The sequence below is a fragment of the Arthrobacter sp. Soil736 genome, assembly GCF_001428005.1.
In the GTDB taxonomy this organism is placed as follows: Bacteria; Actinomycetota; Actinomycetes; order Actinomycetales; family Micrococcaceae; genus Arthrobacter.
Window position 1 is genome coordinate 58,537 of sequence record NZ_LMSB01000023.1, and the last position, 21,409, is coordinate 79,945.

Here is a 21,409-nt window from a genome sequence, read left to right on the forward strand (position 1 = left end):
GGCATGCTGGACACTCCGGGGGACGTTCCGGCAACGCGGGAAACCCCTGCGGCGCGGGCCAAGGGCGGGTTGCTCGTAGTCGGATCCTTCGTGGCGCTGCTGTTCGCCATTGAGCTGGTGAACATGGTGACGCTGCACGCACTGAACGGAGTGTTCGGCCTGAGGCCCCGCAGCGCTGACGGCGTCCTGGACATCTTTACCTTCCCCCTGCTGCACGCAAACCTGAACCATGTCCTCTCCAACGCGCTTCCCCTGGTTATTTTCGGATTCCTGGTCTTCATGTCCGGGTTGCGTGTCTTCCTCACCGCCGTCGCCTGCAGCTGGCTGGGTTCCGGCGCCGCCGTCTGGCTGATCGGCAACGGGGGAGTCACGGTTGGCGCCTCCGGTTTGGTCTTCGGACTGTTCGCGTTCCTCCTGGTACGGGGCTTCTTCAACCGCAACTGGTGGCAGATCCTGCTGTCCGTGGTGCTCTTCATGGCCTACGGCAGCATCCTCTTCGGGCTGATTCCCAGCGTGGCAGGCTACGTTTCCTGGCAGGCACACCTCGGCGGCGCCGCCGGCGGCGTCTTTGCGGCCGTAGTGCTGAAGGCACGGGGCGCTGCCCGCCGCCGCTAACGAGGCTGCCGTCAGCGGGCCAGCAGCTAAAGAGGCTTAACGCACGACGCCGGCCGTCCCCGCGGAGGGGAAGCCAGCGTCGTGCGTTGTTCAGTACCGCCGGAAATGGCGGGAGGGCCGCTTAGCCCGCGTAGGGCTTGGCGGACAGGATCTCAACGGCAATGACCTTGCCGTTGGGGGCGGTGTAGCTGAGCTTGTCGCCCTCCGTGTGGCCCATGATGGCCGCACCGAGCGGGGACTTTTCGCTGAAGACATCCAGATCGGAGTCCCCGGCGATTTCACGCGAACCAAGCAGGAAAGTCTCTTTGTCCCCGGCAATCCGGGCAACGACGAGCATGCCCGGCTCGACGATTCCGTCATCTGCGGGGGCTTCGCCGACGTGGGCGTCGCGGAGCAGTGCGGTGAGCTGGCGGATGCGGGCCTCGATCTTGCCCTGTTCCTCCTTGGCAGCGTGGTAACCGCCGTTTTCCTTGAGGTCTCCCTCTTGGCGCGCGGCTTCGATTTTCTGGACGATTTCCGACCGGCCGGCGCTGGAAAGGTGGTCCAGCTCTGCCTTCAGGCGGTCAAAAGCTTCCTGGGTAAGCCAAGCTGCAGGCGCGCTGTTGGTGGTAGACACGGACTTCTCCTCTAGTGGTCAAAACAAGCAGTCATACAAGCAAAGACCCCGCCACGGTGGCCACTTGTGGAACTCAGTAACCAACTCGGCGGGGTAAAGGTATTGATCCATTGTAGTCAATCCTGTGGACAAAACCCAACGACCGAGCGGCGTGGGTCACATTCCTTCGCTACTTTGCCGCGTCCTTCGCGGCGTCGGGGATCCAGCAGTTGTCCACGATTCCGGACACGGACAGCGATTCGGTCCGCAGGACGGCCCGCTGGGCTGTGGTGCGGCCGCCGTCGGCGCCCTGGTCCTGCCGGGATTCCGGCTGTGCAGGGGGAATATCAATAACCTTCCAGCCCACGACGGCGAATTTGGAATCGAGGGCCTTAACGGCGCACTTCACGGCAGTGCCGGGTTCCCGCGTGACCTGGAAGTCCACCTGGGCCTGGGTGGCATCAACGGTGCTGTAGCCGATGTCCTTAAACGTGACGGACGACGTGGCCGAGGACGTGGAAACCCATGCCATGAAGCCGATCCCGGCCGCCAGGGCAGCAATTCCCGCCCGGCGTTTGTTTTTTGCGGACAGCCCGCGCTTTGGACCGCCATAGCGATTGGCTAGGCTAATGTCTGCAGGCTGGGGAGTGCCCGACTTGTCCTCGGTAGTCACTACTCCAGTTTAGTAGTGATCCGCAGGGGAATTATCCGGCGACAGACACTGCAACCGGCAGCAACAGTAGAAAGAGGAGCAGTCCCAGATGACAGCGTCCACCAGCCAGTCACCTTCGCTTCGCCTTTTGGCCGTCCACGCGCACCCTGATGATGAATCCAGCAAGGGTGCGGCGACCATGGCCATGTACGCGGCCAACGGGGTGGACGTCATGGTTGCGACCTGCACGGACGGCTCCCGCGGCGATATCCAGAATCCTGCGATGGAGGGCGAACCGCACCCGAAGCGCGACATGGCCGGTGCCCGCAGGCTCGAAATGAACCGGGCCGCCCGGATCCTGGGCGTCCGGCAGCGTTGGCTCGGCTTTGTGGATTCCGGGCTGCCTGAAGGCGATCCGCTGCCGCCGCTTCCCGCCGGATCCTTTGCCCTGCAGCCACTGGAACGGGCCGCCGCGCCCCTGGTGCGGCTGGTCCGCGACTTCAAGCCGCACGTGATCGTCAGCTATGACGAAAACGGCGGCTACCCGCATCCCGACCACATCATGGCCCACCGTGTAGCGGTCGAGGCCTTCGACGCGGCGGGGGACCCCGGCAGGTATCCGGGCACCGGGGAGGCATGGGAGCCCAGCAAGCTCTACTACGACCGCGCCTTCAGCCCCCAGCGCTTCCGCGCCCTGCACTTCGCCCTCGAGGAGGCAGGCCTCCAGTCGCCCTATGCCGAGCGCCTGGCCGCGTGGCTCGAGGCGGATGCCGAGGGGCACACCCCGCCCCAGCCGGTCCATGAGACCACCACGCAGGTGGACTGCGGTGACTACTTCGAAGCACGCGACGACGCCCTTCGCGCCCACCGCACGCAGGTGGATCCGCTGGGGTTCTTTTTCGCGGTGTCGGCCGACATGCAGCGGCGCGCCTGGCCGTGGGAGGACTACACGCTGATCCGCTCCCGGGTGCCGGCCGAACTCCCCGAGAAGGACCTGTTCGCGGGGCTAAGATAGAGACAAGAGATCATTTCTATCCCGCGTAGAAATGCGTAGGGTAGAAAAGCGCGGGCGTAGAAGCTGCGGGCGCAAACCTGCTAGGGCAGGAAATGCCCGCGTAGAAATTCAGCCCCGCGCACTTGTCCAGTGACAGGCAGTTGTCGAGTGACAGGCTGCGCGGCCAACAAGGCCAGGCGTCCCGCGCCCGGCCCCTGAGAAGGTTCCAACAGTGCACCACTTGCTCATCGCCCTGGCTTCGTCCCCGGCACCCTCGCCGTCGCTGCGTCCTGGTATCTCCGAGGACCAGGTGACCCCTGGCCTGCTCGGGTTCCTGCTGACGGCGTTCATTGTGGTGCTCACGGCACTGCTGATCGTGGACATGGTGCGGCGCATCCGGCGCGTGCGGTACCGCGCCCAGGTGGAGGAAGATCGCATGGCAGCGGCCGAAGCCGCCGACATCGCCCACGACGACGCCGCCGACGGCAATGCAGGCCGAACAGACACCTGACCCCGGCACGGGTGGCAACGGCCAGGGGACCAGCCAGCCCGGGGAAACCCGGCTGCGCGGACACAACGCGCTGGGCGGGGAACCGTCGGCCTACCTGCGCCAGCACGCCCACAACCCGGTGCACTGGCAGCCGTTCGGCGACCACGCCTTTGCTGACGCCGCCGCCCGGGACGTCCCGGTGTTCCTCTCCGTCGGGTATGCCGCGTGCCACTGGTGCCACGTCATGGCCCACGAGTCCTTCGAGGACCAGGCAACTGCCGACTACCTGAACAGCCACTTTGTCGCGGTCAAGGTGGACCGGGAGGAGCGTCCGGACGTCGACGCCGTCTACATGACCGCCACGCAGGCGATCAGCGGCCAGGGCGGCTGGCCCATGTCCGTGTTCCTGACCCCCGACGGCCTTGCGTTTCACGCCGGAACGTACTTTCCGCCCCGGCCGATGCCCGGCCGCCCGTCGTTCCGCCAGGTTCTCGAGGCAGTGCACGACGCCTGGACCGAGCGCCGGGGCGCGGTGCAACAGAATGCCCGCTCGCTCGCGCGCAACATGGGCGAGGCGCAATTGTCCGCCGCGGTTGACGTCTCCGGCCCGCCGGAACTGATCGACGCCGGGCTGCTGTCTGCCGCCGTGCGCTCCCTGGCCGCCGAGGAGGATTCCGACGGCGGCTTCGGCAGCGCCCCCAAGTTCCCGCCGTCGGCGGTACTGGAGTTCCTGGTCAGGCACGCGGCGGTCCCCTCGGAAACGGCGGCGGAGGCCCGGGACATGGCGGGCCGCACCCTCGCGGCCATGGCCCGTTCGGCGCTGTTCGACCAGCTCGACGGCGGGTTTGCGCGGTATTCGGTGACCCGCGACTGGTCCGTTCCGCATTTCGAGAAGATGCTCTATGACAACGCGCAGTTGCTGAGGGTCTACGTGCACTGGGTCCGGCTCGGCGGAACCGCAGGTTTCCCCGCGGCCGAAGCTGCCGACGTCGCCGGGCGCACCGCCGACTGGATGCTGGCGTCGCTGGGGCTGCCGCCCGCGGGCGCCCACGAATCTGACACGCACGCGGCGGGGGCCGGCCGGACTGCGGAGGCCGAATGCGTCGCGCTGGCGTCCTCGCTGGATGCCGATTCGGTGGTGAACGGGGAACACCACGAAGGCGCCAGCTACCTTTGGACGATCGGCGGCCTGGAGCAGGTGCTCGGCGCCGCCGGCGCTGCCGCTGTGGCCTGGATGATGAACGTTGGCGCCGCCGGAACCGTCTCCGAACTGGGCTCGCCGCTTCATCCCGGACGGGCGCTGGCCGGCGAAGAAGCCGACGCCTGGGCCCGCGCGCAGCCCCGGCTTCGGGCGGCCAGGGCGTCCCGTCCCCAGCCGGACCGCGATGACAAGGTGGTGGCCGGATGGAACGGCCTGGCCGTGGCGGCACTCGCCGAAGCCGGGGCGGTCTTGGGGCGCCCGGACCTCGTGGCTGCCGCGGAGCGGATCGCGGCGTACATCGAGCAGGTCCACTGGCGGGCTGCGGCCGGGAACCCCGCGGAGGGGGAGCTCATACGCGTTTCGCACGACGGTGAAGCCCGGGGGATCGGCGGCCTGCTCGAGGACTACGCGTTCTGCGCGGACGGCTTCCTGGCGCTGTACTCAGTCTCGGGAGATGCCCGCTGGTACGGGCTGTCAGAGGCAGTGGTTTCCGCGGCCTGCAGGCGGTTCGCGGCCGGCGGCAGGCTCGCCGATTCCGCCGGGGAGTCAGAACAGGTTTCAAACGCCCAGGGCGGCCAACCGGGACTGGACCCCTTCGACAACGCCACGCCCAGCGGTTCCGCCGCCTTCGCGGGGGTGTTGCTGAGCTACGCCGCCCTGTCAGGGTCCGCCGAACACCGGCTCATGGCAGGAAACATCCTGTCGCTCCTGCCGCAGATCGCAGCCCGTGCGCCCCGTGTGGCCGGGTGGCTGCTGGCCACCGCGCAAGCGGCGCTGGCGGGCCCGGTGGAGGCCGCCGTCGTCGGTCCTTCCGGTCCCGAAAGGGACTCGCTTCACCGGGCGCTGCTACTGGCCCCGAGTCCCGGGCTGGTGGTGGCGGTATCCGGCGCCGGCGCGGCGGCAGGTGCCCCGGAACCGCGGGAGACCGTGCCGCTGTTGCGCGGCCGGACGGCAGGCGCCGACGGGGCTCCGCTGGTGTACGTGTGCCGTGACATGGTCTGTGACCGGCCCGTGGCAACAGTGTCCGACGTGCTGGAACGGATCAGCTCAGCACGGCAATGACAATCGCCACAAAGTGGGCCGCGAAGGCGAGCACGGTGAAGGCGTGGAACAGTTCATGGAAGCCGAAATGTTCGAAGCTGAAGTTCGGCTTCTTGAGGGCGTAGAACACCGCGCCGGCGATGTACAGCGCCCCGCCGACACAGATGAGCAGGGCGGCCGGGACGCTTGCCGCGAAGAAATCAGGCAGGTAGAAGAGCGAACCGCAGCCCAGGGCAATGTAGATGGGCACATAGAGCCAGCGGGGCGCATTGGTCCACAGGAGCCGGAACAGCACCCCGAGGATGGCGCCGGACCAGATCAGCCACAGCAGCAGCACCGCGGTGGGCCGCTCAAGTAGGCTCCAGGCCAGCGGCGTGTAGCTGCCGGCGATCACCAGCATGATGTTGGTGTGGTCCAGGCGCTTGAGGACGATCCTCACGCCCGGGGACCAGTTGCCGCGGTGGTACACGGCGCTGATGCCGAACAGCAGGACGCCCGTGAGGGCGTAGATGGCGGACGTGACCTTGCGGTCCGGCGTGGGTGCCAGAACAACCAGGATGATCCCCGCGGCGAGGGCCGGCGGCGCTGTGACCGTGTGGATCCAGCCGCGCCACTTGGGCTTGATCATCAGCAGTTCGGCAATGCGGACAGCGGCGCCGTCCACGGCGCTCGGATGTGGTTCCGGGGCGCCGGAGCTTCCGTCCGGGGCGTTGCTCTTCATGCCTCCAGAGTAACCTACGCCTCAGTAAGTTACCCGCTGGTAACATGCCGGGGGCCGGAAGGCCGCCCCGAAACGGCGCCCGGCGATCCGATGTGTGCACGCGGCCGCCTCCTCCGGACGGTAGCCTAGGATGTGCATTAAGTCATTGAGCCAGGAAGTCAGGTGAATCTCCGGATGGAATTGCCCGGGTTCCTCTATGGCTTCTATGAGCGCCGGCTGCTCCGCTCGCTGGAGCCGGAACGCATTCCCAGACACATCGGCGTCATGGTGGACGGCAACCGGCGCTGGGCCAGGCAGTTCAACGCGCCCACCAGCCAGGGGCACCAGGCCGGCGCGGACAAGATCCACGAATTCCTCGGCTGGTGCCAGGAGCTGGGGGTCAGGGTGGTCACCCTCTACATGCTTTCGACGGACAACATGAACCGCTCCGGCGAAGAGCTGGACCTGCTCATGGGGATCATCGCGAACACGCTGGACCGCCTGGATGATGACGCCGACATCTCGGTCCATGCCATGGGCGCGCCGGAGCTCCTGCCTGACTACCTGGCTGACCGGCTCACGTCGTTGACCGCCCGGACGCCGGTGCGTGAGAAGCTCCACGTCAACGTGGCAGTCGGTTACGGCGGCCGCCGCGAAATCGTGGACGCCGTGCGCGAGCTGCTCCATGATGCCGTGGCGCGCAAGGCCGATATCAGCGAGCTCGCGGACAGCCTGTCGGTGGATGACATCTCCCGGTTCCTCTACACCCGGGGCCAGCCGGACCCGGACCTGGTGATCAGGACCTCCGGCGAACAGCGGCTGTCGGGCTTCCTGATGTGGCAAAGCGCCTACAGCGAGTTCTACTTCTGCGAGGCCCTCTGGCCCGCGTTCCGCAAGGTCGATTTCCTCCGTGCGCTGCGGGACTACGCCGGCAGGCAGCGGCGCTTCGGAGCCTAGCCTCCCGCCGGGTCCGCAGCGCCAGCGCGCGTGCCCCGGGGAGCGCCGGGAGCGCTCCGTTAATCTTGAATTCACATGACGGCAACAGGAATCGCCGGTCGAAGACTTTGGAAATTAGTTCGGGGAGATTTACGTTAAAACCATCAGCAGGCAAACCGCCGGCTGATCGGGGAGGCCAGTACATGGAGCGATTCTTCGCACCGGTTGTATGGGAGGCCGAGCCCGGCCTCCAGGCCGAGCCGCCTCACCAATAACAATTCCGGGCATGCGCCCCGGGGCTGGAGTCGATGTGGCTATTTCTGAACAACTGCCCGAAGTCATCACGGACCAGGGTGAGAAGGCTACCTCTCGCGCCAAGCGAGCTATTTCAAAGACCGGTGCGGCCACGAAAGACGCCGCAGCCGGTCTTGCTGTTTCCGGCCCAAGGTCTGAATCCCAGCCAGCCGTCTCCACCTTTGTCATAGATACCTCGGTGTTGCTCTCCGATCCCCGCGCGCTGCTGCGCTTTGCAGAGCACGAGGTCATTGTGCCCATCGTGGTGATCACCGAACTTGAAGGGAAGCGGCACGACCCCGAGCTGGGGTACTTCGCCCGGAAGGCCCTCCGGCTCCTTGATGACCTGCGCATCCAGCACGGCGGCCTCAACCGGCCCATTCCGCTGGGAGACGCCGGCGGAACCCTCATGATCGAGATGAACCACATCTCGGCGGAGGTGCTCCCGGCCGGATTCCGGGCCGGCGACAATGACAGCCGCATCCTTGCCGTGGCCAAGAACCTCTCCAACGAGGGCCGCAACGTCACCGTGGTGTCCAAGGACCTCCCCATGCGGGTCAAGGCCTCGGCCATGGGCCTGCTGGCCGACGAATACCGCAACGAGCTCGTCAAGGACTCCGGCTGGACCGGCGTCGCCGAAATCGACGCCAGCGAGGAGGAGATCGCCACGCTCTACGGCCACGAGCCGGTCTTCATCCCCGCAGCTGCCGAGATGCCCGTCAACACCGGTCTCGTGCTGCTCTCCAACCGGGGATCCGCCCTGGGACGCGTCGGCGCAGACAAGCAGGTCCGCTTGGTCAAGGGGGACCGTGATGTCTTCGGCCTCCACGGGCGCTCCGCCGAACAGCGGCTCGCCATTGACCTGCTGATGGACCCGGCGGTGGGCATTGTGTCCATGGGCGGCCGGGCGGGCACCGGCAAGTCGGCCCTTGCCCTGTGTGCCGGGCTGGAGGCAGTGCTGGAGCGGCGCGAACACCGCAAAGTGATCGTCTTCCGCCCGCTCTACGCCGTCGGCGGCCAGGAACTGGGCTACCTGCCGGGCTCGGAGTCGGAAAAGATGAATCCCTGGGCGCAGGCAGTCTTCGACACCCTGGGCGCACTCGTGAGCCAGGAAGTCGTGGAAGAGGTCATGGACCGCGGCATGCTGGAAGTCATGCCGCTGACCCACATCCGCGGCCGCTCCCTGCACGACGCTTTCGTGATCGTGGACGAGGCCCAGTCTCTCGAAAAGAACGTCCTGCTCACCGTCATGAGCCGCATCGGACAGAACTCGAAGATCGTCCTCACCCACGACATCGCCCAGCGCGACAACCTCCGGGTCGGCCGGTACGACGGCATCGCCGCCGTCGTGGAGACCCTCAAGGGCCACCCGCTCTTCGGCCACATCACCCTCACCCGGTCCGAGCGCTCGCCGATCGCCGCACTGGTGACGGACCTGCTGGAAGGGGCATAGATCTGGTTTCGGCGTTCCGTTCGCAGCCGCGCGGGGTCACCCTCGCGCGGCTGCGGCGTTCCGCCGTCGGGCCGTGGCCGGGTTCGCCGGGCCACGGCCCTTCGCCGTCGCTTAGACACGACGCATGTGGACCCGCTTCGGTCGCTGGGCGACCTCCGTGGGTCCGATGCGCCGCGATGCGCTCCTACGCGAAGAACCGCGTCCCGGCGTGTGCCGCTGGTTGAGCTTGTCGAAACCCGCGTGCCCGCCGGGCTAGAGGCCCAGGAACCTGGCCGTGGGTTCGTGGCCGTCCACCTTTAGCTGCCAGTCAGGGCGATTGAAGGTTTCCGGGGTTAGGCGGACGCGCTGCACCGTCTCCTGCTTGCCGCCCCACGACATGCGGGTCACGCCGTTCAGTTCGTAGCCCAGGGACCGCGATACGCCCAGGGACTGTGCGTTCCAGGCCGCTGCTTCGGACTCCGCCACTTCTGCGTTGAGCCAGTCAACGCATAAAGCGCGACGGCGGCGCGCATCTCCTTGCCGAACCCCCGGCCGTGCGCGCTAATCCTCAGCCACGATCCGGTGGCGACTGTCCGCAGGGTGGCGAAATCCTTGGCCTCCACGTCCTGGCAGCCGAGGAAGGTGTCCCCCTGCCAGATGCCCAGGATGAGTGTCCAGGCCTCCGGCGAGGTGTTGGCCCGGCACCGCCAGTACCACCGGGCCATGTTGGGCCCCAGATCCGCGGCAGCGGCCTCGGCCCACGGCGTGCTGAACGGGCTGCGGCCGCGTTCGTGGATGCCGCTGGCCGCAGCTTCCACCGCCGAAGGAATGTCTTCGTCACGGAGCGGCCGAAGGCTCAGCCGGGGCGTCGTCAGGGTGAGGGCGAAGGGAGGCCAAACGGAGGTCAGCTCAGTCATTCCGGAAGCCTAGCCGATGGCCGGGCCGCTAGCCGCCCGTGTGGTGCGAAACGCCCAGGGACAGCCGGGTGCCGTCCGGGCCCTTCAGGACCAGGGCAATGGCCTTGTCCGGAAGTTCGAAGACCATGGTGGCATCGAGCGACTCACCCTGGCGAATCTCCGCCTTGGCGGGGGACGCCCACAGCGGCCGAAGGTCGCTGCCGCCCAGGCCGCTGACGACGAACCCGGACGTATCCAGCAAGATTCCGCCGGCTTCCAGCGCAGTGAACTGTGCGAGTACGCGGACCCGGTGGGTGCCTGCGGACAGGCCCTCTTCCAGGACCTGCACATGCTCAGGCGGCAGTCAGCCGTCATCCTCCAAGGGAACGATTCCCTTGACCCTCGCCGTTCCGCCCGGCACCGCGGCACTCGCCCCGAGCGGCACGCCGGGCTCCGGCTTGGCGTTGAGGAAAAGATAGCCGAGAACCAGGCCCAGCGCACACACCAGGGCAAGGGGGATCACCATCAGCCGGCGGCGCCTGTTTCGTGGAGTGGCCAGTGCCGTGCCTGCTGTCGATTCTTCCGGGGCAATCGTAGGCATGGCTCGAGTCTGGACGGGCCAGCTTGGGAAAACCCTGTTTCGTCAGGCGGGGTTGGGCCGCAGCGGCCACTGGATGTGGGCGCGCACATCCGTGAGGTTCATCGGCTCCGCCACGAACAGGTCATCCAGCATGTATTCGTCCACAGCCAGAATGCGGATCCAGTGCCCCGTATGCCCCGATTCGGGGTCGAAGGGTTCGCTGGCCACGCAGACCCCGGTTCCGGCGTCAATCCGGACCCGGGTCCGGACGGGACCGCACAGCGGGGCCTCTGGATCGAGCGGACGGTAGCTGAGGTTTGGTGAAACCACTGTCTCCAGCGCCCGCCGACCCTCGTGGTCCACCTCGTGCACCGGCTCGAGTATCTCCACCGCGTTGGCGTTGGGGAACTCCAGCGGCACGGGCGCGTTTCCCGCCAGTTCCACGGGATCGAGGGCTGCCGCGAAGCGGCCGTTTCCGAACGACGGTTCCCCGTACGCAGCCTCCGGGCGGCGCCTGACCAGCCCGCCGTCGTCGTACACGGGGGTGACCAGGTGAGCGGGAAGCAGCCACGACCGCCTGGTGGCGCTGATGTACAGGCCGTCGCGTGAATCGTTGATGCCCGTGGTGCTGTTGAGCAGCGCTCCGTCGGCGGACTCGAGGCGGAGTGCCCCGGGGCGTCGCAGCCAGGCGCGTACCGGGCCCGTGCCGCTGACGGCTGAATCGGCGTATTCGAAGCGGAGGGACTGCCATTTCCACGGGGACGAACGGCAGAGGTTCCGGAAGGATGCGGCCGAATCCGCGGGCGTGACGGCCCCGCCGTGTTCCTGCCGGTGCTTGGCGTCCCAGGTCCCCATATCCACAGTTTACGCGCGGGTCCAGCCGCAGGCCTGGCAAATCCAGTAGCATCCGAGAGTGATCCAACGACTTGGCGGACTATGGGAAGCAGCTCCGTTCGCATTCTGGCTGGTGCTGGCGGCGTGCGCATATTTTGTGGTGATGGCCGTGAGGCTCACGGTGATCGATGTGCGGCACCATCTCCTGCCGAACCGGATCGTATTTCCGTCGTATGCCGTTGCCGGTGTGCTGCTGCTGGGCGCCGTGGCCAGCCTGGCGGTGTGGGGCCCGGCCGGTGCGGGCGTTCCCGACGGCGGGGCGCAGCTGTTCGGCGTTCCTGCGCTGAGGATCGCGGCCGGGGGAGCCGTCCTGTGGCTTTTCTATTTTGTCCTGCGGCTGGTCTATCCGCCGGGGATGGGGTTCGGCGACGTCAAACTGGCCGGGGTGCTGGGCATGTATCTGGGCTACCTGGGGTGGCCGCACGTCTTCGCCGGCACCTTTGCCGCCTTCCTGCTGGGCGGCCTGTGGAGCATTGGACTGCTGGCGTTCCGGCGCGGAACGCTGAAATCGGCCATCCCCTTTGGGCCGTTCATGCTCGCCGGTGCCGCTGCGGCGATGATGCTGCTGCCGGCCTGAGCAGGGCCGGACACTTAAGCGCGAACGGACACTTGAGTACCCCACCCCAAGCGCGAACGGACACTTGAGTACCCCACCCGAAGCGCGAACGGACACTTGAGTACCCCCCCGAAGCGCGAACGGACACTTGAGTACCCCCCCGAAGCGCGAACGGACACTTGAGTACCCCCCGCCGCAGCTCCGTTAACGCCAGCGGCCGCCCGCCTTCGCTCGGAAGGTGGGCGGCCGCCGTCGTACGTAAGCGGGGCCTCCGCCGCCTGGGCCCACGCTACCGAGGGCCCCAAACGAGCGTGCGAGTTTGGGGAGGTAGCGGGGAGGGTTCCCTGGCTGAGCGGAGCGAAGAAGCAAGGGAGGCGGTGGGAAACTATGCCTTGTGCGGCGGGCGGGTCATGGACATGACGTCCAGGGCCGTGTCCAGCTGTTCTTCGGTCAGCTCACTGCGCTCCAGGAAGCCCATGGCGACGACTGTCTCGCGGATGGTGAGGCCCTCGGCCACTGCCTTCTTGGCGATCTTCGCCGCGTTCTCGTAGCCGATGTACTTGTTCAGCGGGGTAACGATCGACGGCGACGCCTCGGCGAGGAAACGGGCGCGGTCGACGTTGGCGGTGATGCCGTCGATCATCTTGTCCGCCATGACACGGCTGGTGTTGGCCAGCAGGCGAACGGACTCGAGCAGGTTCGCGGCCATGACCGGGATGCCCACATTCAGCTCGAAGGCGCCGTTGGTGCCGGACCAGGCGATGGCGGTGTCGTTGCCGATCACCTGGGCGCACACCATGATGGACGCCTCGCAGATGACGGGGTTGACCTTGCCCGGCATGATCGAGGAGCCCGGCTGCAGGTCCGGGATGGCGATTTCGCCGAGGCCGGTGTTGGGGCCGGAGCCCATCCAGCGCAGGTCGTTGTTGATCTTCATGAAGGAGATCGCGATGTTCCGCAGCTGGCTGGAGGCTTCGATGAGGCCGTCGCGGTTGGCCTGGGCCTCGAAGTGGTCGCGTGCCTCGGTCAGCGGCAGGCCGGTGTCGGTGGCGAGCAGTTCGATGACGCGCTCCGGGAAGCCTGCAGGCGTGTTGATGCCGGTGCCCACGGCGGTGCCGCCCAGGGGAACCTCAGCCACGCGGGGGAGGGAGGCGTTGATGCGCTCGACGCCGTAGCGGACCTGCGCGGCGTAGCCGCCGAATTCCTGGCCCAGGGTGACGGGAGTGGCGTCCATGAGGTGGGTGCGGCCGGACTTGACCACGTCCTTGAACTCCACGGCCTTGCGGTCCAGCGAATCGGCGAGGTAGCCGAGGGCCGGGATGAGGTCGTTGATCAGGGCTGATGTGGCTGCAACGTGCACCGACGTGGGGAACACGTCGTTGGAGGACTGCGAGGCGTTGACGTGGTCGTTGGGGTGGACAACCTTGTCGCTGCCGGCGGCCTTCAGGGCGCGGGAGGCCAGTTCGGCGATGACCTCGTTGGTGTTCATGTTCGAGGACGTGCCGGAACCGGTCTGGAAAACGTCGATGGGGAAGTCGCCGTCGTACTTGCCCGCGGCTACCTCGTCGGCAGCGTCTGCGATCGCCTTGGCCAGCTCGCCGTCGAGCACACCCAGTTCTGCGTTGGCCTGGGCAGCGGCCTTCTTTACCCGCGCCAGGGCCTCGATGTGGGCACGTTCAAGGGTCTTGCCGGAGATGGGGAAGTTCTCGACTGCACGTTGCGTCTGCGCGCGGTACAGGGCGTTCACGGGGACGCGGACTTCGCCCATCGTGTCATGTTCAATGCGGAACTCTTCAGTGGAAGTCATGGGGCAAGCTTAGGGCGATCAGGGGCCGCACCGAAAACCGTGAACCGCTTGCTACGGGGCTCCTGGCGGGGCCGCGGGAACGCCGGTCTAGAGCTCGCCGATTCCGGAAACCAAGTCCGCGCGGCCCTCTGCAAGGCTGTAGGAAAGCCCGATCACGGCCGCCCGCCCGGTTTCGATTGCGTCGGAAATCACACGTGAGCTGTCCACGAGGCGCTGCGACGTCTGCTTGACGTGCTCCACCACCATGTCGTTGACCTCGGTTTCGTCGTTGCGCAGGGAGGTCAGGACGGACGGCGTGATCCGCTCCACGAGGTCACGCATGAACCCGACCGGCATCTGGCCCGTTTCCACGGCGAACTTGGTGGCGCTGACCGCGCCGCAGCTGTCGTGACCCAGCACCACGATCAGCGGCACGGCGAGGACACTGATGCTGTACTCGAGGGAGCCGAGCACGGCGTCGTCGATCACCTGGCCGGCGGTGCGCACCACGAAGGCGTCACCAAGGCCCAGGTCGAAGATGATCTCGGCGGCGAGCCGGGAGTCCGAGCAGCCGAAGATCACGGCGAAAGGGTGCTGGTTTTCCACCAGGGAGGACCTTCGTGAGGCGTCCTGGTTGGGGTGCGAGGATTCACCGTTGACGAAGCGTTCGTTGCCTTCGCGGAGACGGCGCCAGGCCAGAGCAGGGGTGAGATAGGTTGCCACGGCCCCTACCTTACGGTGCGGGGCTCGCCGAAGGGGAAACCGTTACTGCCGGGTGACTGTCCAGGGACTTTACGACGGCGGCGGCCAGCACCGCGAATTCGTCCAGTTGGGCCTCGCCGCTCAAGACAACGGTGGTGCCGCGGTGGTTCAGCACCATGCTCTTCTCACCCTTGCCGGTGTCGCGCAGTTCCCACTCCTGCCCTCCGGCGTTCCGGGTTCCGGTCACCGGCGCACTCTTGGTCTGCTGCAGGAGCCAGGTGGGATTGGCCTTCCGGGTCTGGACCAGGCCGATGAACGCCTCCTTCGGAGTGAGGTAGCCAACTTCCCAGGTGGGCACGCCGGTGCCGGTGCCGGCCTCCCAGCGGGCGTAATTGGGGCGGAATGTGTCGCCCGCCGCGGGGGTCACCGGTGTGAATCCCGCCACATCAGCGGCGTTGCGGGCCACGGCCGTCACATCGATGTTGGGATGGAAACCGTCGGACTTCGGTGCGGGGTTCATCAGGACGATCGGCAGGAAGGCGGCGATGCTGACCACCAGCGCGATGATCATGCCGATCACCGAGGCGTTGGCCCGCTTGGCGGCAGCGGCGGGGATTACCGGCTTGACTGGCGGCGCTGCCATGGCAGGGGAGGTGCCTTGGCCGGCTTCCGGGGTCGTGGGGGTGGACTTGTCCTGCGTTTCACTCACACCTCTATAGTCGCCCATGCGGGGGCCGAACTCACATTCCGCGGGCGCACCGTGAGGGAAACCGTGCGTTACGCGGGTGGGTCATCCCATGACCTTGGTGGTCCACCGCGACTATGATCAGTTACAGAGGAATCACCGCGATGGCCGCCTCAGGCCTTGCGGGTTCAATGATCGCCACTCGAAGAAGAGGTTCACGTGTCACCAGCGTCCATGACCCAGAAGTACTCCACGCTTTCCCCGTCGCTTGCCGTCGGCATCGACGAGCCGGACCGCAACCTTGCACTTGAGCTTGTCCGCGTCACCGAGGCCGCGGCGATTGCCGGCGGCCACTGGGTGGGTTTCGGTGACAAGAACAAGGCCGACGGCGCCGCCGTCGACGCCATGCGCTCGTTCCTCCAGACCGTCCACTTCAACGGCGTTGTGGTCATCGGTGAAGGCGAAAAAGACGAAGCCCCCATGCTCTTCAATGGCGAGCAGGTGGGTGACGGCACCGGCCCCGAGTGCGACGTCGCCGTCGACCCGATCGACGGAACCCGCCTGACGGCGCTGGGCATCAACAACGCCCTGGCTGTCCTGGCGGTGGCCGAGCGCGGTTCCATGTTCGACCCCTCGGCGGTGTTCTACATGGAGAAGCTTGTCACCGGTCCCGAGGCTGCCGACATGGTGGACCTGCGCCTGCCCGTCAAGCAGAACCTGCACCTGATCGCCAAGGCCAAGGGCGTCAAGGTGAACCAGCTCAACGTGATGATCCTCGACCGGGACCGCCACCGTGGGCTCGTGGAGGAAATCCGCGAAGCCGGCGCGCGCACCAAGTTCATCATGGACGGTGACGTCGCCGGCGCCATTGCGGCGGCCCGCGCCGGCACCGGTGTGGATGCACTGATGGGCATCGGCGGAACGCCCGAAGGCATCGTCGCCGCGTGTGCCATCAAGTCCCTCGGCGGCGTCATCCAGGGCCGGCTGTGGCCCACGAGCGACGACGAGAAGCAGAAGGCCATCGACGCCGGACACGACCTCGAGCGGGTCCTCTCCACGAACGACCTCGTCAAGAGCGACAACTGCTACTTCGCCGCCACCGGCATCACCGACGGCGACCTCCTCAAGGGCGTGCGCTATGCCAAGGACAAGGTGCTGACGCAGTCGATCGTCATGCGTTCCAAGTCCGGCACCATCCGGTTTGTGGACGGCGAGCACCAGGCCAGCAAGTGGGAAGGCTACGCCCGCCGCTAGCCCACCCGCCTCCCGGCGCGAACGAACACTTGTGGCCCCTCATCCGACCGGATGCGGGGCCACAAGTGTTCGTTCGCGCTTTTCTCTTAGCCGAGGGAATCGGCGGGAACGACTGGGAGACGCCGCTGCCGGGCCTCAAGTACCGCCCGGACCTTCTCGATGAGGAAGGGCTTCTCGCCCTCAAGGTCCTCTTTGAAAACCCTGACTTCGGTCCAGCCCAGTCGCTGGGTCACGGCCCTCCGCTTGCTGTCCAGCTGGCACTGGTGCGGATCCGAGTGGTGGGCGCCGTCGTACTGGAGTGCCAACCGACGCTCGGGGTAAGCGGCGTCCGGCCACACGGCAGGCTGGCCCCAGCTGTTCAGGATCACATGATTCAGAACTGGCTCGCCGAGCTTTGTGCGGGAAAGCAAGAGGCGCATTTTCGTTTCCTGAGGTGAATCGGAGCCGACGCGGATCTCTGAGAGGGCAAGCCGCGCCGTTTTCATGCCGCGCATGCCCGGATGGGACGCCACCATTCGCCGCAGATCCTCAATCGTGGCCAGCGGAGTCTTCGGCCGCGGGAAGTCCGGACCGTGTGCCGCGACGATGGAGTCACCAGCGGAGATCAGTTCATCGACGGTGAGCAAGCTTGCGAGATCCAGCCACGTCCTGGCGGGCGAGGTGACCCGAACGCCGTCGTGCATCACAACCTCACCTGGCTTGAAGGTCAGGCGGTGTCCTACGACATTACGGCGCCTCGGCTTGCTGGAGTTCCGGTCGCGCGCAATGTGGATCCTCCAGTCCTCCTGCATCCAGGCCGGCAGGCCGGCGCACCAGATACGTGCTCCGGAGTGATGGGTCAGGACCGACGCCTCATCCAGTGCCGTGTAGGCGTGCAGGTTTGCGGGCGCGTCGGCGCTGCCGGCCAGGGGGATCCGGATGCCGCGCGAGGGAATGGCGATGTCAGACTGGCGCTGCCGCTTGCGCGACATTCCGGCGGATGCTGCGGCAGCGGAGGTGAAGGATCCGGCGAGGAATTCTTCCGGGAGCGGTTTTCGGGCCATGATTCAGTGTGAGTGGACTGAAAGGCTCCGAGGACGTTATCCACAGGCCGGATCCCTCCGAGCAGCGCGAACGGACACTTGGGGCCCTTTCCCATCGCGGACGTGGGGGCTTAAGTGTTCGTTCGCGCTCGGAGCGGGGGCTTAAGTGTTCGTTCGCGCTCGGGGGGTGGGGCGTTTCAGGGCGGAGCGCACCGTGTCGCGGAGTTTGCGGGCCACCTGGTACGCCGCGTAGCGGGGCTTGTTCACCGGCAGGTCCCAGGTTCCGGGGTAGGCGATTTCGCGGCCGCCGAAGGACTTCTTGAACGCCGTGAAGCCCGCCCACTTGTGATCGGGCTGGTCGGCCGGGGCAACGCCCCAGAGGTCCACGTGCTTGAGGCCCTTGTCCTGGGCATCGGCCATCAGCGTCACCAGCAGCGGAATGCCGGCGCTCAGCTTCCGGTGCGTGTCGTCCATGGCCGCGTGGGCGTAGGTCCGGGTGTCTGCGGAGTCGTAGGCCAGGGCAGCCGCGATGGGCCCGCCGTGAAGCTCGGCGATGTACAGCGTGGCCGCGCCGGCGGGCATCAGGGCGGCGGCAACCTGGCTCAGGTACTCGTCGCTCTGCGGCTTGAAGCCGTTGCGCCTGGCCGTCATGTGCAGGAAGTTCAGGAGCACGCGGATGTCCTCCGGATCCTGCGACGAGCGGAAGGTGACGCCCTTCTTGTGGATGTTCCGGTAGAGGTTGCGGTTGACCGGTTTCATGTCGGCCAGCACGTCTTTGAAGTCCCGGTCGAGGTCCACAATCCAGCTGAGCTCCGGCTGCTGGTTGACCGGGGCAGGCTGCAGCCCGCGGCTCCGCAGCGCCGCCGGGGCCGTCGTCGGGTCCAGTCCGGCCGCCGCGGGCTCGATCCGGACGAAGACGGCGCCGCAGGACTTCGCCACGTCCCGAAGGGCCGCCAGCGCGGCGTCAAATGCCTCGACGGACTCGGCCACGGGACCGTAGGGCGCGTACAGCACCTTGCCGGCCGGGTTCTTTTCCTCGACCGCGAGGAAGCTCCAGCCCGGGCCGGAGTGCCGGTGAACTGTCCGGCCCAGCGACGTCTGGAAGTCAGCCCATGCCTGGGTCTGCAGGAAGTATTCCACCGGGCTCAGGCCTTCATCGAGGTGGTCACGGCGAAGGCCACGGCGGTGTCTCTTGAGCCGGAGACAGGGTGGACGTTGACGGGCGCGTCAGCGGCCGGCAGGAAGGCGCTTCCGCCGCGGCCCAGCTGAAGGTCACCCTTGGGCGAGTCAAGGTAGACGGACCCCTCAACCACGATGATCACCGCCGCGCCTGATTGCGCGAGCGGCACGGGGGCGCCCTCCGGCAGCAGCTCGATCCGTTGGAGCTGGAATTCGCGGAAAGGCGGCTGGTACAGCTCCTGGCCGAGGTCCGAGACTTCCGCGCGGAGCATGGGGACGCCCACGGATTCGAAGGCAATGGTGTTCAGCAGCTCGGGAACGTCGATGAACTTCGGCGTCAGGCCGCCCCTGAGCACGTTGTCGGAGGAGGCCATGACCTCGACGCCGAGGCCGTACAGGTACGCATGCACGTTGCCCGCGGGCAGATAGACGGCTTCGCCGGGCTCCAGCGAGAGCCGGTTCAGCAGCAGGGAAATAAGCACACCCGGGTCCCCGGGGTACTCGCTGTTGAGGCTGAGCACGGTGGACAGTTCCAGCTGGTAGGGCGTCATCGGGGCGCCGGACGTCAGCGCCTCCACAACCCTCGACGTCGCCTCCTGGACGCCGTCTCCGCCCGCGATCAGCCGCTGGAACGCTGCCCGCAGGGCGGCGTCCTCCTCCGGCAGGGAGAGATCATCGATCACCTCGGTCAGGATGTGCGGTACGCCGGAGCCGGAGAGCTCCAGGCACCCTGCCAGGTGAAGGAAGACATCGCGTGACTTCGCCGTGTCACGGAAACCGCACAGCGCATCGAACGGCGTGAGCGCGAAGATCATTTCAGGCTTGTGGTTGTCGTCCCGGTAGTTGCGGTGCGGGGCGTCGGCCGGGACGCCGTCGGCCTTCTCGCGGGCAAAACCGGCCCTGGCCTGTTCAAGGCTGGGATGGACCTGCAGCGAGAGCGGCCTGGCTGCAGCAAGAACCTTGGTGAGGAAAGGAAGGCGGGGGCCGAATTCAGCCACCGATGCCTCGCCGAGGAAATGGTCCGGATCCTCGGAAATCAGCTCGTTCAGGGGCGCCGTAGTGCCGTCCGGACGGGTGGCCACCGACGGGGAGTCAGGGTGCGCTCCGATCCACAGCTCCGCTTCCGGGCCGCCCGACTCCGGCCTGCCGAGCAGTCCGGCGATCGCCGTCGTCGATCCCCAGGCGTACGGCCTGAGGACATTGTCGATTTCGTACACTGCCGGGTGTCCTTCTCTCTTGAAGCAGGTGTGACCTAAAGGGGAGCGCACTGGCCGTTGGTGGCCACGAGATCGCGGATGGCCTGCTCGTTCCCCTCGCGCTTGAGCTGGTTCAACATCTTTTCGGTAATGGGTTCACCTGCCGGCGTGGTGGTCACCGGCGTGAAGTCCGACGACGACGACGGCGACGGCGCGGGCGTGGTGGCGGGCACGCCCAGCGGGGGACCGGCCGCCGTCAGCCCGCTGCCGCCGGCCGCGCTCCGCGGCTGGAGGATGGCGTCGTCAGAACCTGCCGCGGCCGGTGACGAGGAACTCTGCGACTGGAGGAGTTTCCGGACCCGTTCGTGGATGACGTCGAAGTCGGGCACCGTGGAGAATGACGCATCGAAGTCCGGCGGACCAATGGTGAGGCGGCCGATCTCCTTGCCCTTGGCCTTCATGGCCAGGTCAACGAAGCTTCCCAGCTGGCTGGCGGAGATGTTGGACTCGACCACCTTGGTGCCGGCGTTGGCAATGTCCTCGAACTTCGAAAGGAGTGTCGCCGGGTCCAGCTGCCTCAGCATGGCCTGCTGGACGCACTGCTGCCGCTGGATCCGTGCGTAGTCGTCAACGAACTCGCGGGAACGCCCGTACCACAGTGCATGGTAGCCATCCAGCTTCTGTTCGCCGGCGGGGATCCACCCCAGGGGCATGCCGTGGATGCCGTTGGCCTCGTCGATCATGTCGCCGCTGATGGGCACCCAGCCGCCGGCCTTGATCCGGATTCCGCCCATGGCATCGATGAGCTTGGCGAAGCCGTCCATGTCCACCAGGACGTACGCCTGGACGGTGATCCCGAGGGTTCCGGACACGGCTTCCAGCGTCGCCTGCGCGCCGGGATCGGCAACGCCGGGGTAGAGGTCCTTGTGTTCGTTGGTGACCTCGGTGTTGATGGCGTTGATGAGGCAATCATTGCCGCAGTCGTAGCCGTCCGGATAGATCTGCCGCATGGGGGAGCCCTCGCTGAACCGTGCGTTCTGCAGGTTGCGGGGAATCGAGATGATTGCGGTCTTGCCGCTCTCTGCATCCACGCTGAGCACGGACAGGCTGTCCGGGCGCCGGCCCGTGCGGTCGGCCCCCGCGTCGCCGCCCATCATCAGGAAGTTGTACCGGCCATCCACAGGATCGATGGCCGGGCCGTTGGCGTTGAAGATGCTGCCGATCGCGTTGCGGCTCACATTGAGCAGATAGGCCGCGTAACCGAGCGAGCCGCTGCTCACCACCATGGCGAGGGCCAGTGCGATGCCGACCGCAGGCCGCATGCGCTGCGGCAGCAGAACGGGCCGGATCAGCCGAAGCGTGTTAACGAACAACACCAACCAGCCGACGGCCAGGGCCGAAAGGATCAGGACGATCAGCAGCGAGGCGATCGGGTTGGTGACAATGTTGATGAGCAGGGTCCGGTTGGTGAACAGCAACACCAGGGCCAGGATCACCAGCACCCAGACGCTGAGCGTGACACGCAGCGCAATGCGGCCAAGCCTGCGGTCTCCGGCCACGACCTGGGCGCTCCCCGGCACGAAGAGCGTGAGGAGGATCAGCAGGAAGGCGCGCTTCGTACGGACCGGCTCAGGCGCACTCGCCGGATTCCGGACGGGGTCCGTGAGCAGGCCCTTGGATGGCAGTTCGGTGTTGGACATGACAGTTCC

At 66.9% G+C, this 21,409-nt stretch carries 21 protein-coding genes and 1 pseudogene; 8 read left to right on the forward strand and 14 right to left on the reverse strand.

The features are described from left to right. The first annotated feature begins 3 nt into the window (after positions 1-3). Entirely contained in the window at positions 4-615 is a 612-nt protein-coding gene (locus ASG92_RS13710) for a rhomboid family intramembrane serine protease (RefSeq protein WP_056629254.1), read from the forward strand. A 121-nt stretch (positions 616-736) separates the two neighbouring features. On the opposite strand, the gene greA is transcribed toward ASG92_RS13710, so the two are convergent. Continuing rightward, positions 737-1,231: a transcription elongation factor GreA gene (gene greA, locus ASG92_RS13715; RefSeq protein ID WP_056629256.1), complete on the reverse strand. Its 495-nt coding sequence runs from the start codon at positions 1,229-1,231 to the stop codon at positions 737-739. Positions 1,232-1,400: 169 nt separating this feature from the next. Then, positions 1,401-1,883, reverse strand: a complete 483-nt coding sequence (locus ASG92_RS13720) for a DUF4307 domain-containing protein (RefSeq protein ID WP_056629257.1) — start codon at positions 1,881-1,883, stop codon at positions 1,401-1,403. Positions 1,884-1,971: 88 nt separating this feature from the next. Between ASG92_RS13720 and mca the strand changes: the two genes are divergently transcribed. The 3 genes from mca (at position 1,972) to ASG92_RS13735 (ending at position 5,609) form a co-directional block, all read left to right on the forward strand. Beyond that, entirely contained in the window at positions 1,972-2,877 is a 906-nt protein-coding gene (gene mca, locus ASG92_RS13725) for a mycothiol conjugate amidase Mca (RefSeq protein WP_056629258.1), read from the forward strand. 211 nt (positions 2,878-3,088) lie between these two features. Further along, the gene (locus ASG92_RS13730) at positions 3,089-3,367 is read left to right on the forward strand and encodes a hypothetical protein (protein WP_056629259.1); all 279 of its coding nucleotides are present in this window, start codon (positions 3,089-3,091) and stop codon (positions 3,365-3,367) included. After that, entirely contained in the window at positions 3,345-5,609 is a 2,265-nt protein-coding gene (locus ASG92_RS13735; RefSeq protein ID WP_056629260.1) for a thioredoxin domain-containing protein, read from the forward strand. The genes ASG92_RS13730 and ASG92_RS13735 overlap by 23 nt, the downstream gene beginning before the upstream one ends. Here ASG92_RS13735 and ASG92_RS13740 read toward each other — a convergent pair. Then, a complete protein-coding gene (locus ASG92_RS13740; RefSeq protein WP_056629638.1) occupies positions 5,590-6,231 on the reverse strand; it encodes a hemolysin III family protein in 642 nt (213 codons plus the stop codon). The two genes, ASG92_RS13735 and ASG92_RS13740, sit on opposite strands and share 20 nt — an antisense overlap. 252 nt (positions 6,232-6,483) lie before the next feature. Between ASG92_RS13740 and ASG92_RS13745 the strand changes: the two genes are divergently transcribed. Both ASG92_RS13745 and ASG92_RS13750 read left to right on the forward strand, forming a co-directional pair. Beyond that, positions 6,484-7,245: an isoprenyl transferase gene (locus ASG92_RS13745; RefSeq protein ID WP_056629640.1), complete on the forward strand. Its 762-nt coding sequence runs from the start codon at positions 6,484-6,486 to the stop codon at positions 7,243-7,245. A gap of 289 nt (positions 7,246-7,534) precedes the next feature. Further along, entirely contained in the window at positions 7,535-8,971 is a 1,437-nt protein-coding gene (locus ASG92_RS13750) for a PhoH family protein (RefSeq protein WP_056629263.1), read from the forward strand. A 252-nt stretch (positions 8,972-9,223) separates the two neighbouring features. Here the strand turns inward: ASG92_RS13750 and ASG92_RS13755 are convergent. The 4 genes and pseudogenes from ASG92_RS13755 to ASG92_RS13765 all read right to left on the reverse strand — a co-directional run bounded on the left by ASG92_RS13755 (position 9,224) and on the right by ASG92_RS13765 (position 11,281). Beyond that, positions 9,224-9,867 (reverse strand): annotated as a pseudogene (locus tag ASG92_RS13755) (GNAT family protein). Between the two features lie 28 nt (positions 9,868-9,895). Further along, positions 9,896-10,195, reverse strand: a complete 300-nt coding sequence (locus ASG92_RS29830; protein ID WP_240987132.1) for a hypothetical protein — start codon at positions 10,193-10,195, stop codon at positions 9,896-9,898. Between the two features lie 15 nt (positions 10,196-10,210). Next, on the reverse strand, positions 10,211-10,447 hold the full coding sequence (locus tag ASG92_RS29835; protein WP_240987133.1) for a hypothetical protein: 237 nt from the start codon (positions 10,445-10,447) through the stop codon (positions 10,211-10,213). 42 nt (positions 10,448-10,489) lie between these two features. Then, positions 10,490-11,281, reverse strand: coding sequence for a hypothetical protein (locus tag ASG92_RS13765; RefSeq protein ID WP_056629265.1), 792 nt, complete (start codon positions 11,279-11,281; stop codon positions 10,490-10,492). 58 nt (positions 11,282-11,339) lie between these two features. Here ASG92_RS13765 and ASG92_RS13770 point away from each other — a divergent pair, with 58 nt between their 5' ends. Continuing rightward, positions 11,340-11,897: an A24 family peptidase gene (locus tag ASG92_RS13770; RefSeq protein ID WP_056629267.1), complete on the forward strand. Its 558-nt coding sequence runs from the start codon at positions 11,340-11,342 to the stop codon at positions 11,895-11,897. A gap of 364 nt (positions 11,898-12,261) precedes the next feature. On the opposite strand, the gene ASG92_RS13775 is transcribed toward ASG92_RS13770, so the two are convergent. The 3 genes from ASG92_RS13775 to ASG92_RS13785 all read right to left on the reverse strand — a co-directional run bounded on the left by ASG92_RS13775 (position 12,262) and on the right by ASG92_RS13785 (position 15,091). Further along, a complete protein-coding gene (locus ASG92_RS13775; protein ID WP_056629270.1) occupies positions 12,262-13,683 on the reverse strand; it encodes a class II fumarate hydratase in 1,422 nt (473 codons plus the stop codon). Between the two features lie 87 nt (positions 13,684-13,770). Then, entirely contained in the window at positions 13,771-14,385 is a 615-nt protein-coding gene (locus ASG92_RS13780; protein WP_056629271.1) for a carbonic anhydrase, read from the reverse strand. 10 nt (positions 14,386-14,395) lie between these two features. Beyond that, positions 14,396-15,091: a DUF4245 domain-containing protein gene (locus tag ASG92_RS13785; RefSeq protein WP_056629273.1), complete on the reverse strand. Its 696-nt coding sequence runs from the start codon at positions 15,089-15,091 to the stop codon at positions 14,396-14,398. Between the two features lie 192 nt (positions 15,092-15,283). On the opposite strand from ASG92_RS13785, the gene glpX reads away from it, so the two are divergent. Continuing rightward, the gene (glpX, locus tag ASG92_RS13790) at positions 15,284-16,303 is read left to right on the forward strand and encodes a class II fructose-bisphosphatase (protein WP_200951969.1); all 1,020 of its coding nucleotides are present in this window, start codon (positions 15,284-15,286) and stop codon (positions 16,301-16,303) included. 86 nt (positions 16,304-16,389) lie between these two features. Here glpX and ASG92_RS13795 read toward each other — a convergent pair whose 3' ends face one another. From ASG92_RS13795 to ASG92_RS13810, 4 genes are all read right to left on the reverse strand, one after another. Further along, positions 16,390-17,346, reverse strand: a complete 957-nt coding sequence (locus ASG92_RS13795; protein ID WP_056629277.1) for a hypothetical protein — start codon at positions 17,344-17,346, stop codon at positions 16,390-16,392. Positions 17,347-17,487: 141 nt separating this feature from the next. Then, entirely contained in the window at positions 17,488-18,465 is a 978-nt protein-coding gene (locus tag ASG92_RS13800; protein ID WP_056629278.1) for a peptidoglycan bridge formation glycyltransferase FemA/FemB family protein, read from the reverse strand. A gap of 5 nt (positions 18,466-18,470) precedes the next feature. Next, positions 18,471-19,721 carry a mannose-6-phosphate isomerase, class I gene (manA, locus tag ASG92_RS13805; protein WP_056629279.1) on the reverse strand — a complete coding sequence of 417 codons (1,251 nt, stop codon included), beginning with the start codon at positions 19,719-19,721 and terminating at the stop codon, positions 18,471-18,473. A 35-nt stretch (positions 19,722-19,756) separates the two neighbouring features. After that, positions 19,757-21,400: an LCP family protein gene (locus ASG92_RS13810; protein ID WP_056629281.1), complete on the reverse strand. Its 1,644-nt coding sequence runs from the start codon at positions 21,398-21,400 to the stop codon at positions 19,757-19,759. Positions 21,401-21,409: the final 9 nt, after the last annotated feature.